The organism is Rhodococcus sp. K11/5 (genome assembly GCF_055193735.1).
Window position 1 is genome coordinate 707,046 of sequence record NZ_CM143721.1, and the last position, 12,886, is coordinate 719,931.

The 12,886-nt window shown below is 70.0% G+C and carries 9 protein-coding genes; 1 reads left to right on the forward strand and 8 read right to left on the reverse strand.

Annotation, left to right across the window (positions count from 1 at the left end; all coding sequences use genetic code 11):
* Positions 1 to 18: 18 nt before the first annotated feature.
* The 8 genes from ACY466_RS03480 to ACY466_RS03515 all read right to left on the reverse strand — a co-directional run bounded on the left by ACY466_RS03480 (position 19) and on the right by ACY466_RS03515 (position 11,488).
* Complete coding sequence (locus ACY466_RS03480; RefSeq protein ID WP_463249881.1) at positions 19 to 1,377, reverse strand: glycosyl hydrolase family 28-related protein; 1,359 nt, start codon at positions 1,375 to 1,377, stop codon at positions 19 to 21.
* Positions 1,374 to 3,056: an alpha/beta hydrolase family protein gene (locus ACY466_RS03485; RefSeq protein ID WP_463249883.1), complete on the reverse strand. Its 1,683-nt coding sequence runs from the start codon at positions 3,054 to 3,056 to the stop codon at positions 1,374 to 1,376. Before ACY466_RS03485 ends, ACY466_RS03480 begins: the two co-directional genes overlap by 4 nt.
* A gap of 65 nt (positions 3,057 to 3,121) precedes the next feature.
* The gene (locus tag ACY466_RS03490; RefSeq protein ID WP_463249885.1) at positions 3,122 to 5,365 is read right to left on the reverse strand and encodes a Wzz/FepE/Etk N-terminal domain-containing protein; all 2,244 of its coding nucleotides are present in this window, start codon (positions 5,363 to 5,365) and stop codon (positions 3,122 to 3,124) included.
* Complete coding sequence (locus tag ACY466_RS03495; protein WP_463249886.1) at positions 5,356 to 6,849, reverse strand: hypothetical protein; 1,494 nt, start codon at positions 6,847 to 6,849, stop codon at positions 5,356 to 5,358. The genes ACY466_RS03490 and ACY466_RS03495 overlap by 10 nt, the downstream gene beginning before the upstream one ends.
* Positions 6,846 to 7,865, reverse strand: a complete 1,020-nt coding sequence (locus ACY466_RS03500; RefSeq protein WP_463249888.1) for a CgeB family protein — start codon at positions 7,863 to 7,865, stop codon at positions 6,846 to 6,848. Before ACY466_RS03500 ends, ACY466_RS03495 begins: the two co-directional genes overlap by 4 nt.
* The gene (locus tag ACY466_RS03505; RefSeq protein ID WP_463252124.1) at positions 7,865 to 9,166 is read right to left on the reverse strand and encodes a lipopolysaccharide biosynthesis protein; all 1,302 of its coding nucleotides are present in this window, start codon (positions 9,164 to 9,166) and stop codon (positions 7,865 to 7,867) included. The genes ACY466_RS03500 and ACY466_RS03505 overlap by 1 nt, the downstream gene beginning before the upstream one ends.
* Positions 9,167 to 9,242: 76 nt before the next feature.
* A complete protein-coding gene (locus tag ACY466_RS03510) occupies positions 9,243 to 10,397 on the reverse strand; it encodes a glycosyltransferase family 4 protein (RefSeq protein ID WP_463249890.1) in 1,155 nt (384 codons plus the stop codon).
* Positions 10,394 to 11,488, reverse strand: a complete 1,095-nt coding sequence (locus tag ACY466_RS03515) for a glycosyltransferase family 4 protein (protein WP_463252125.1) — start codon at positions 11,486 to 11,488, stop codon at positions 10,394 to 10,396. The genes ACY466_RS03510 and ACY466_RS03515 overlap by 4 nt, the downstream gene beginning before the upstream one ends.
* A 389-nt stretch (positions 11,489 to 11,877) precedes the next feature.
* Here ACY466_RS03515 and ACY466_RS03520 point away from each other — a divergent pair, with 389 nt between their 5' ends.
* Positions 11,878 to 12,861 (forward strand): Hsp70 family protein, encoded by a 984-nt coding sequence (locus ACY466_RS03520; protein ID WP_463249892.1) that lies wholly within the window; start codon positions 11,878 to 11,880, stop codon positions 12,859 to 12,861.
* Positions 12,862 to 12,886 lie beyond the last annotated feature (25 nt).

Below are 12,886 nucleotides of genomic sequence, written 5' to 3' on the forward strand. Positions count from 1 at the left end.
GTAGTACTCGGTGTGCGATCAGGACGGCCGAGTGTTGCCCAACGGCGCGGTGCCCAGCGAACCGTCGGTGCCGACGGTCAACCGCCAGTACCCGTCGTTCTCGTCCTTGAGCACGACGCCGGCCTCCGCGCGGTCGGACAGGAACGCCCCCGACGAGAGCACCGCCGCCGTCACGGCGCCGTCCGGGGCCTGCGCCTGCAGGAGGTCGCCTCCCCCGGCCGACGCGCGGGTGACGACGGTGCTGGTGAACGTCGGACCCGACGCGGTGCCGCGGCCGATGACGTTCCAGTCGTCGGGGAAGACGGACCCGTCGACGTCGTCGTTGATGGTAGAAATCAGGTTGATCGCGGTGCCCGTCGCCACGAACTCGGGGTCGATGGTCATCTCCGCCGGGGCGAAGCCGGGGTCCGCGTCGAAGATGATGTTCGACAGGTACGGCTGACGGCAGTAGATCAACTCGATGCACGTGGTCCGCGCGGACACCTTGCAGTTGAGCAGACCGAACTGCGACGGTCCGCCCTGGCCGGCCGCGCCGATGGACATCGCGACCTCCGCGCCCTCGAACCACACGTTGGTCAGCCAGAAGTCGTTGGACGGTCCGTCGACCACCAGGTGGCGGTCGGTGGTCCGCGGATCGTTGTCGGAGACGAACTCGGAGTTGGTGATCGACAGACCCGCGTTGAAGTCGCCGCCCGTGCCGAGCACACCGATGCGGTTGCTCGTGAGCTTCGAGGACGTGAGGTAGTTCTGGATGCACGCCGTGGTGAGCCCCACCCCGAAGTTGTTGATGTCGGAGTTGACGAACATGGTGCCGCCGGTGTTCTCGTCGAGCACCACACCGTTCTGATTCACGAACTGCGGGAAGTTGGACGAGGTGTGGTTGCCGCGGATGGTCACCGCGTCGAACGAACACCGGAAGCATCCGGACAGCCGGATTCCCGTGACGTTCTCCCCGGTGAAGTAGAAGCCCATGCGCCGAAAGTTGATGCGCTGCTTGTCGCGGAGCTCGAGCAGGGTGTCGTCGCCCTCGTAGAAGACGGTGGTGACATCCGCGCCGTCGCCGGAGATCGCCGCGTAGTTCTCCATCTCCGGCCACGCCGTCACGCGGTACGTGCCGCCGGGGAAGTACACCGCCACCGGACCGGTCACGTCGAACGCGGCGGCCACGGCCGCGGTGTCGTCCGCCTCGCCGTCGCCCACCGCGCCGAAGTCCTTGACGTTGCGGGCCGACGGCATGTCCGTGACGTTCGGCGAGGAGAACTGGGCCGACTCGGCCGAGTCGTCGCTCCGGGAACAGGCCGCGATGACCGGCAACGACGCCGCCGCGGCCAGACCGGCGGTGAAGAGTCGCCGCCGATCCACCGGTGCACCGCTCATGAGCGCGAGTCGGCCGGAGCGGACACGGACGCGAGTACCTGACGACTGATTTCCCGACGCATGACTCCGTGATACCCGGAGTGATCGCCGGCGTCGACCGACACGATGGCCGGGGTGGCCCCGCGGCGGGCGAGGCGCTTCATGCCGTCGGGTCCGCGCTGATCGTCGAACCAGCGCTGATCCGGCGGAGCGAGGACCACGGTGGTCTCGATGCCCCGGTCCATGAGCGTGCGCAGCATCACCTCGGGCACCTGCGTGACCCCACGCCGACCGAGCTCACGCCAGGCCGGGTACGGAAGATGGTTCTGCAGAGCCGCTTTGACGCGGGCGCGCGGCGTCTTCTGCCACGCGGGGTCCGAGCGCGGAACGCCCATGTCCTCGGGAACGACGCGTCCCTGAGCGGACTTCTTGCGTCGCCAGCTCCAGGCGATCGCGTTGACCATGACCACCCCGCCCGCACCGAGCTCGGAGGCGGCGTAGGCCGCGTTCCACGATCCGGAGCAGATGCCGGCCAGCACGACGCGCTCGACGTCGGTGTTCGCCGCGCGGGTCGCGGTCAGGACGTCCGCGGCGCTCTGCTCGGAGTAGATGGGCGTGTGCTCGTCGGCCTCCACCGCCGCGCTCTCCCCGGTGCCGCGGCGGTCGAACCGCAACGCGACCACACCGGCCGCAGCGGCGTCGCGCGCGAGCTCCACCCAGAGCCGGGCGGGCCCGATGCGAGTGTCATTGGCCGTCGCGCAGAACACGACCGACTTCCCGGCTTCCGGTGCCGCATCGACGGGAACGGAGCGGATGCCGAACAGCCCTTCCGGTCCGATGGATTCGATGTGTTCGATCACCGCAGTGCCGTCGCCGCCGACCACGGTGGCGGCGGTGACGGGGGTGAACGTCACCGGATGCCGGGCCGGCTCACCGGACTCGAGCTGCGCGACGATCGCGTCGATCGCCTTCGACGGAATGGGCACCAGAAAGCTTGCGGGCGTGACGAACTGCTCCATGCCGGGCACTTCGAGCACGGATGCTCCGGCGGCGTCCACGGTGCGCTGGATGCGGGTCGACGACCCGCCCTCGCGCAGTGCGACGACCCACCGATCCACGCCCGACGCGTCCGCGGACAGTTCGAGCCCGGACAGCGCGCGGGCGGCGTCGGCGTGCAGCGACTGTCCGATGGTCTCGACGACGGAGTCGTCCGCCGTCTCGGCATGATCGCCGCCCACCCCGAGTCGGTAGAACGCCTGCTGCTCCCGCACGTACGAGCGGCCCCTGGCCACCGGATCCCACAGCACCACGGTGGACAGCGGGCCGAGTCGCTCGGCCGCGCGGTCGAGGAGCAGGGCGCCGGCACGCAGGCCGACGGCGGACACCGGGCCGCACCCGGTGTCGCGGACCATCTGCACGGCCTGCTCGATGCTCCACAGCCACCCGTCCACGGCGTCGGGCTCGCGCTGGTCGTCGGCCGAATCACCCACGCCCGCATAGTCGAAGCGCAACACCAGGTAGCCGGCGTCGGCCAGCTGCTGCGCGAGCATCTTCATGCCGCGGTAGGTGTCCATGTGCTCCTTGCCCATCGGCGGGCACAGGACCACGCCGCCGCGCGCGGTGTCGCCGGACGGGGTGTGGACCACGCCGAACAGCGGACGGTCGGCCGGGCCGAACCAGGTCGGTCGCACACGCGACATCGTCGGACCTTGCCTTTCCTCGCTCAGATCGTTGGGGCCCTGCGCCGTTCGCGCGGATGCCGCCGTCATCGGTTGACCCGCTGCGATCGCTTCGGGTCGAAACGAGCCGGGGTGATGCGGCTGGAACGGGAACGCGAGCCCTCGGATCCGGTGGACTGACCGGACTTCCGGGACTCCGTGCCGGTGGATTCCGTGCCGGTGGAATCGGCGCCGGTCGAGCCGTCCGGGCGGGTGGTTCCGTCGTCGTCGGCAGGAGCATCGTCGGCGACGGAAGCCTCGGACGACGCCTCCTCCGGGACAACGGTTTCCGCGACAACCTCGTCCGCACCGACCTCGTCCGCACCGGAATCGCCGGCGACCTCGGCATCGGTGACCGCATCGTCGACGACCACACCGTCCGTCACCACACCGTCCGTGACCACGCTGTCGGCGGTCACCTCGTCCGCGGTCTCCACGCCCGAGATCTCCCCGTCCGAGATCTCCCCGTCCGCACTGTCACTGTCGACGGCTTCCTCGGCCTCGTCCGCGATCGGGGTCTCGACGGACTCGTCGACGACCGGAGCGTTCACCACGTCCTCCGGTGCGTACGCCGTATCGGCGTCGGCGACGTCCGCGTACGGCTCGTCGAACGCCGTGCCGGTCGAGCGGTCCTGCACCTGCTGCTGCTCGTACGCCGCCCGAATGCCCGCGACGGACATGCGGTCGGTGTTCGCGTCGTCCGCGGGGGTGCTCGCCGGGGTCCAGCCGCCGTGGCGGGGCTCCGGGTCCACGGGCGGAGGGGTGAACGCACGCGGCTGCTCCGCGTAGGGGGGGCGAACCTGCTGCGGACGCTGCGTCGACCGCGCGTGCGTCGGGCGACGCTCCTCCGCTACGGGTGCGGCCGAACGGCTCTCGGGCTGCGGAGCGGTGCGGGCGGCGGGACGGCTCGCGGCCTCCGGCGCGGGCTTGGCGGGCTTGGCCTTCTTCTTGCTCTTCGCGTCGACGGGGGTCGCCGAGATCTGCTCGGCCGGCGTCTTCGACGGGAACAGCTTGCTCAGCGAGAAGCGCTTGCGCGACTGGTGCGGCAGCAGGACGGACCCGACGACGCTCGCGCCGACGGTCTCGAGCTCACCGAAGTAGGTGCGCAGTTCGGCGACCGTCGTGCTCGCCGTCTCCACGCCGACCAGGACGGCGTCGGCCTCGACCGCGAGGGCCAGGGCGTCGGTCTCGTCCGTTGTCGAGGTGGCGTCGATGATGACGTAATTGTGGACGCTGCGCAGGTCCGACATGATCGTCGAGCACCGCGGCGAGGCGAACAGGCTGCCCGTGCGGGCGTCGGCGTCGCCGAGCGGCAGGATGCGCAGACCCTCGATGTGGCTGGGGCGGGTGGCCTCGATGGGCGCACGGGTGGGGGAGCGCAGCAGATCGGCGAGGCCGACGCTGTCACCTCCGCGCATCCGGGAGGAGACGCCGCTGCCGTCGGTGCAGGCGTCGACCACGAGGACCGCGGCACCGAGATCGCACAGGGACTTGGCCAGGGCGAGCACGATGTCCGGCTCGGAGCCACGCGACGGGCCGGTGACCAGGATGGCCCGCGACTCGAACGGGGTCATGGCGTGGTCGAGGCGCAGCGCCAACCGGCGGCTGTCCTCGGGACGCGTCGAGTGCGCGACGGTGCCCAGGAACGGGGCGTCGGACAACGACGCGACCTGACCGGAGGTGCGGATGTGGCTGTCGAGCCGGTCGCGGACGTACGCCGCGGCGCAGCCCAGGGCCAGGCCGGCGATCAACCCGAGGAGCAGGTTGCGCGTGGGGGCGGGACCGCCGGAGCCGGTGGGCGTGGACGCCAGGTCGACCACGTCGACGCGGGCGGCCGGGGCGGCACCGGTCTCGGTCTGCTCGAGCTCACCGACGAGCTCGCGGAACTTCGCGGCCACCATGTCGGTGACGATGCGCGCGTCCTCGGGGTTGTTCTGGGTGACCGAGACGTCCAGCAACACCGTGGCCGGAGCGAAGTCGACGGTGGTCTGCGCCGCGAGAGCTCCGGTGGTGCTGTCGAGCGAGAGCTCCGCGATGGTCGCGTCCATGACCCGGTCACTGGTCACCAGGTTCGCGTAGGACGACATGCGCTGCTGCGCGGCGGTGTTGCCCTGCAGCGAATCGGACACCGACGTGCCGGTGGCCATGGTCACGTACAGACGGGTGGTGGACGTGTACGTCGCGGAGAGGGACGAGGTGTACGCCGCCGCCGCGACGATTCCCACGACGACGAACGCGAGGATCATCATCCAGCGTCGTCGTGCGATCAGGAGGTAGTCGTTCAGGCCCATTGCTTCGATCCTTTGCTTGCGGTGTCACGTACAGAATGAGGGCGCCCGGCCGAATCTTCGAGGGAAGAGACGTCGTCGGGCACATAGGTGGTGGGAGGGGGAACGTCGTCCGTTCGCCGTGCGAACTCGCCGACGAGCAGCGAGATGATCCAGACCAGGACGGCGATCTGCAGCGATTTCCCGAGCAGTTCGGTGCCGCCGAGAACGCCGCGCTCGAAGAGGACGGGGAACTCGATGAGCGTCAGTCCGAGGACGACGAGGACGAGGTTGCGGCCGAGAATCCAGCGGACCGTGATCAGGAGCAGTCCGAAGACGAACATCCCGGTCAGGGCGACCCCGAGGTAGCCGCCGAGCACGTACCCCTCGGCGATGTTGCCCTCGGCGAGCGAGACCTGGATCTGCGACATGTCCACGGACGCGCCGCGAACCTCGTTCGCCCAGGCCGTGCCGGCCTGCATCTTCTCCACCGGCAGCAGCTGCGACGGGAAGAAGTTCAGAAATGCGTTCCGGACGACTTCCCCCGGTGAGATCCATTCACGGCCCTGCATGAAGTACGCGTCGGTCGCGGCTTCGAGCAGGTCGAATCGACGAAGGATCGACAGGAACGGCTGGACCGACTCCGGGTAGCTGGCGTCGGCCGCGGCGCCGAGGGCCCGCGAGGCGGGATCGACCTTGATCGACTGCAGGAGGCCGAAGGCTCCCACCGCCGAGATCGCGATACCGATCACACCGGCGATCGTGCCCTTCGTCCACCCGATCAGCGCGAACCGCACCGCCAGAGCCAGCGCGGCTCCCAGCACCGGGGTCTTGGACTCGGTGATCACGGTCCACAGCAGTTCCATACCGAGCAGCGCGCCCAGGAGCACGACGCCCAGCCAGGGCCTGGTGGTGCGCAGGAACACGATGAAGCCCAGCGCGCCGACGGTGGCGAGACCGGCCGCCACGTCCAGAAGCGGGTTGGCCGAGGCGATCTCGCCCGCCCCGCCGGCGCTGTCGGTCGCGAACGAGACGAACCGCCCCAGCAACCCGATGCCGTAGACCACCGCGAGGCTCCGGAAGAAGTACGGATCCTCCAGCGCCACCCGGCTGGTGGTCGGCGCCGTCGGCACCGCGACCTGTCGGCCGCCGAGGGAGTTGATCTGCGCGACCTCGACGCGCTTCTGGTGGGCGCGCACGCTGCAGAAGATCGCGTAGGCGATCACCAGCGCCGCGTAGAACCACAGTCCGAACATCACGGGCTCGAGCACCTCGCCGATGGCGCGGTCGTAACCCATGGTGTTCAGCCGCGGATCGGCCAGGCTGTCCGCGAACTGCGGCACCGGGGTGGTCGAGAGCAGCACGATGGGACGGAACACGTAGCTCAGCGACCAGTACGCGACCTGCGCGATGAGGAACACCCGCGCGATGCCGGGGACGAACAGTGCCGCGACGGCGATGGTGAGCAGCGCGGCGATGACCACGCCGACTTCCCAGATCATGGTCATCGCGGCACCTCCACGTCGAGTGCCGCCAGCATCTGCCGAGCGCGGTCGACGTAGGCGTGTCCGTCGCCGACGATGCGGGCGTGGCCACGCTCGGCCATCGCCCGTGCCTCGGCGGGGGCCGAGCGGCACCAGTCGAGGATCTCGTCGAGCTCGTCGTGCGTCGAGAACAACCGGGCCTCGGTGCCGTCGTCGAGCAGCGAGGCGTGCTCGTCCGTCCGCTCGCCGACGAAGAGACCGCCCGCGGCGGGCACCTCGAAGGTGCGGCAGGTGTGGGTGTCGCGGTTGTCGGAGTTGAGCAGCACCAGGTTCGCCGTCACGGACGCGACGACCACCGAGAACTCCTCGCCGTAGACCGCACCGGCCACGGTGGCCGACGTGGCCTGCAGCGGCGCGACGCGGCGCCAACCCGGTCCGCGGACCAGCATGTCCGTGCCGTGCGTGCGGGCCAGTTCGACCATGTGGTCGCGACGGTCCGGCCGGCACGCGCCGATGAACCCGACCAGGAACTGCGCCGGGTCGCGGCGGGCGCACGGACGGTGCCACGCGGGGTCGTAGGCGCTGAGCACGAACAGCGTGGACGCCGCGCCGCGAGCGTCGAGCTCGGCCACGTTGTGCGCCTTCGTCGTCACCACCAGGTCCCACCGCGACTCGTGCCGCAGGTACTCCGGCGTGGTGTTGTAGGGGTTCGAGACGTCGTCCGGGCTGTAGTGCACGTGCAGCGCGGCGGGCAGCGCGAGCAGGCGTTCCTGGTCGAGGTGCACCGTGCGGAACGCGAACACCATGTCCGGGCGGAACTGCGCGGCGACGGTGTCGAGGTGGCGGTGCAGTGCCTCGAGCACCCAGGGGGCGCGGCCGCGCCCGAGCTTGGAATAGACCCACGGCGGCGACAGCCGGGTGGGCAGAGCCACCGCGGTCGTGTCGACCACCAGGACGTCGTGGCCCGCGATGCGGAATCCGTCGGCCATGGATCGGGCGTTGCTGCCGATCCAATCGTCGCCGATGAACAGGATTTTCATCAGGTCACCTTCGTCTGCATGGGGTTGGGCTCGGAAAGAAGAGGGAGGGGCGCGGTGGCGTCGTCGGTGGTAAGGGCGGGAGCGCCGCCGTTCTTCTCCTGGCCGTACAACAGGCGCACGCGGAACACGTACCAGGTGGCCACGACGACCTCGCAGACCAACGTGCCGTAGACCAGCGCCCAGATGGACCGAGTCGACAGCGCGACCGCCAGGGCGCCGACCGCGCAGATCGCGCCGATCACCGCACCGGTGAGCACACCGCGCGTGTCCTGACGCACCGGCAGGATCGCCGTGGTCACGAACGAGGTGATCGCGGTGAACGGCAGGATGAAGACCTGCACGCGCATCACGTCCACGGCGGCCAGGAACTGGTCTCCGAAGATCAGACCGATCAGGGTCGGCGCCGCGAGCCACAGCACGCCGCACGCCACCACGGCGACCGACACGCAGAACGTCAGACCTTCGAGGCTGCTGCGCCAGAAGCGCGCGGTGTTGTCGCGGCCGCGGGCCAGGCGGGGAAGCAGGCCGAACCCGATGGCGTCGAGCAGGGACTGGAACGCGCGGATGAGCCGGTCGCTGGCGGCGAAGATGCCCAGCGACGCCGCGGTCAGGGCCGCGGAGTAGAACGTGGCCGCGCCCTGGCCGTAGCTGGTGATGAGCAGCCGCGAGGTGAGCACGGGTGCGCCGAGGCGCAGCATGGCCACCACACCGCTCGGCCGGCTCGGCCGACCGAAGTCCTTGATGGTCAGTCGCCAGGTGAGGGCCACCGGAATGATCGACGACAGCAGCAGGCACACCATCGCGAACGACGCGTTGGGGAACACCGGCAACAGGCCGACGAGCAGAGCGAGATACACCAGACGCGAGATGCCCTGGTAGACGACACCGATGCCGAACCGCGCCTGGGCCACGAGCACCCAGTCGTCGCCCGACGAGGCGAAGCCGCCGCAGAAGAGCCCCAGCAGGATCATGTGCAGGTGCTGGTGGGCCTCGAACACGACGCTCAGCCCGAGGGCCAGCGCCATCACCGACAGGATCGTTCCGCGGATCGCGAGGTAGTTGCCGCGCAGCTGGTTCAGGTTCGTGTTGTCGGCCATCGCGGCGAGGAACGTCGTGATACCCAGGTCCACCAGCAGCGAGCCGATGAAGAACGCGGACATCGCGATGGCCAGCAGACCCAGTCCCTCGGTGCCGAGGATGCGCGCCGTCAGGGGCAGCGTCACGATGGTGACGAGGTACTGCCCGTACTTTCCGAAGCTGACGTACGCGATGTCGCGGACCGCCGAGAGCCGGTTCCGCAGTGGGCTTCTCGACCCCGGCCGACGATGCCGACCCGACGCGGAACCGTCGGCGACGTCGGAGAGTTTGGTGAGCTCGTCAACCACGGCGGGCCCCCGCCCGCTCGCCGAGCAGCTGCTCGAGGAAGTCCTGGACCAAGCGCGCCGACTCGGCGATGTCGAACTGGGCGGCCCGCGCCGGACCGGCCGCGGACAGAGCGGTGCGCAGCGCGCGGTCGTCGATCAGATCGGCGAGCGCGGCGGTGAGCTGGCCCTGATCGCCCGACTGCACGAGCACGCCGTTCACGCCGTCGTCGACGATCTCCTCGGTGCCGCCCGGCTTCGACGCGACGACGGCGCATCCGGCGAGCATGCCCTCGACGACGACCTGGCCGAACGGCTCGGCCGTCAGCGTGCAGTGCACCAGGATGTCCGAGCGACGCATGAACACCTGCGGGTCGTCGACGTGACCGGTGAAGGTGACGGGCAGATCCAGCTCGCGGGCGAGCTCCTCGAGCTCCGTGCGGTAGTCCTCCTCGCCGAAGAACGCGCCGCCGACGAGGAAGACCTCGGCCGGACGCACCGGAAGATCGGCCAGCGCGCGCAGGAACAGCACGTGGCCCTTCCACGGAGTCAGGCGAGCGGCGAGGCACACGACGGTGTCCTCGGGGGCCGACTGTTCGCGCCGCACCTCCGGGGGCCGGGTCGGCAGTTCGATGCCGGGGTAGGCCACCACCGAGGGACGACGGACGTGGATCAGCGACTCCAGCGTGGTCCGGCTGTTGGCGATGTAGCCCGACGCCACGATCCAGCCGAGCATGCGCAGGAACGTGGACATGACGAGGCCGAAGTACTCGCGGGAGATCCGATCGTGCGAGTGCCACACGACGGGGATGCCGGCGCGGCGCGAGGCCACGGCGCCCATCAGCAGAGCCTTGGTGGACTCGGCGACGATCACCTCGGCCTCGACGCGCTGCGCCTCGGCGCCCACGCGCCATCCGGTGCGCAGCAGGCCGCGCGCGCCGCGAGCGAGCTTGACGATCGAGCGACCACCGATGGTGACGTCGCGGCTGTCGAAGCTGCCGTCGAGCAGGGTGACGTCGGTTCCGTTGTCGCGCAGGCGATCCACCATCGGGCCGTTCTCGGTGAACACGACTGTCACATCCGTCTTGTCCATCGCGCGGACCAACCGGTACATCGCGAGCTCGGCGCCCGACGGGGCGGCGGTGTGGGCGAGGAAGAGTGCGCGCGTCACGAGCGGACCAGCTCTCGGTAGAGATCGACGTGGGACGCGGCGGACGCGGCCCACGAGAACGACTCGGCGTGGGCGCGGCAGTCCTGTGCGCTCGGCACGTCGCCGGCCAGCGCGCGACTGAGGCGATCGGCCAGTGCGTCGACGTCGCCCGCGGGGACGACGAGGGAGGGATCGAGTCCGGCGACCGCGTCGGGCAGGCCGCCGCAGTCGGTCACGATCGGCGGGCGCCCCACGGCGCACGACTCGAGGGCGATGAGACCGAAACCCTCGAGGGCGACGGTGGGGACGACGGAGACGGTGGCGGCGGCGTAGTGCGCCCGCAGAGCCTCGTCCGACGCGCGGCCGGTGAACTCGATGCTCTCTCCGACACCGGAGTCGGCGGCCTGGCGGCGCAGCTCGTCCTCGACGGAACCGGTACCGACGATCACCAGACGGGCCTTCGGGTGCCGGGCACGGACCGCGGGCCACCCCGCGATGAGGCGGTCGATGCCCATGCGTCGCTCGAGGCGGCGCACGCACAGAACGGTGGGGGCGTCGGTCTCGGTCTGGGCGGTGGTCTCGGTCGCGGTGGTCTCCGGAAGCCGGAAACGGGCGAGATCGACCCCCGGAGCGATGATCGAGATCACAGCGGGATCGACCCCGTAATCGTCGACGAGGAGGCGTCGGGAGTGTGCGGAGAGGACCACGAAGCGGTCCGCGTCGAGGAAGCGCAGACGCTCGACCCAGTACTTGGCGCGCACCGCGCGGCTGCTCTGTCCGGACATCGCGCTCTCGGCGGCCCACGGACCGTGGAAGTGCACGACGAGGGGATGCTTGCCGCGGAGGCCGTGCGCCGGCCGACCGAACAATCCGAAGTGACGATTCACAATCGCGCCCCGCGGCAGATCGCGGTCGTCGGACAGCGCGGACCACACCCGGGAGAGGGTGGAGCCGGTGGACGGGCCCCACGAGCGGGCCCCTGCGACATCGGGGGTTCCGAAAGCGGATGCGGACGCGTCGACGTCCTCCCGAGCCGCGAGAGCGCAGTACAGGTCGGTGAAATAGCGATTGAGGCCACCGGGAGTGTCGGAGAACCACTCGGCACCGGTCATGTGGACCCGCAACGTCTCGGCTGCGGCGCGAGCGTCGCGTACGTCGGGAGCTGTGGTCATCGGGGTCTACATGCCTTTCGGTCCGAGCCCGCTGGGCTCCGGCGTGCCGACCCCGCGGGACACGCCACGTGTGAGGTGGCCGGAGACTGCGGCGATCCGGTCGCGGTGTCACGTTCCGAACCGACCCGCGGGCTCCCCGGAGCCGAATCACCAGCGCTCGCGCGACGGGTTTTCGAGGCCGTGGTGTGTGGGTGTTCGGGACGAGCAACCAAGTTCGATCTCACAGTATCCTTTGCATGAGTTAACATACCCGAAGATTCTTTTTGTCGCCATTCAGTGTCGGCGACCCCACAAACTCGACCAGGCGGTCGAGTTCACGCGAGAAAGTTGTGATCGATGACAAAAGTGTCCTTCGCAGCGCGCGGCTCGATTCGCGGCTCGACACGGCCGGTGTCGTCATGATCGAAGCCGCCCAGTTGCCGTCCGCACTTCGTCTGCTGGCCGACCACGGGACCACCGCGGGATACCGCTCGGTCGCGCTCTACGACCTCGGCGACCGCGGGGCCTCCGTCGCGGTCGCCGACGTCTCGTCCGGCCGGGTGCTCGGCGCCGCCGACACCGTCGGGTTCTCCGGACAGGTTCTCGATCGCATCGTTCTCGACCATCTGATCCTCGAGGGGATTCTGGCGCGCCCCACGGACGACGCCACCGAGACCGAGGTCCTCGACTTCTGCCGCCGGGTCAAGGAGTCCCTCTCCACCGCCGGGTCGGCGAGCACGCCGGGCGGCGGCACTCTCCTCATCACGCGTGCCCGGTTCGAGGAACTGCTCGACGTCCCGCTGCGGCGCTCCGCCGAACTGGTGCGCGACGTCGTCGCGACCGCGGACCGAGAGATCGACGCCCTCGTCCTCACCGGTGGCGGCGCGCGCATCCCCGCCGTGCGCCGCGTGCTGGCCGAAGCTCTGTGCGTGCCCGTCGTGATCCCGGAGAACGCGGAGACCTTCGGCCTCGACGTGGACGTCGCGGAGTTCGAGGCCGACTCGTACTACGCGCGCGCGTTCGACGTCGATTCCGACGCCCCCACCCAGGCCTTCTCCTACGCGGAGGTCGAACCCGTCCGCTACACGGCCGAGGTGGAGGAGGAGATGGAGTTCGAACCGCCGGAAGAGCGCATCATCGAACCGAGGCCCAGCCTGGTGCCGGCGATGGTCGTGGTCCTCGTCGCGGCGGTGGTCCTCGCGGGCGCCACGTTCTGGGCCTACACCGGATCGAGCGCCCGCGACGATTCCGCGCCGGACACGGCGTCGACGTCGGACACCGTGTCGTCGTCCCCGGGACCGGCCGAGCGCGATTCCGCCGCCGGCGGATCCTGACGCGTTTCGCTACCCGTCGTCGGGT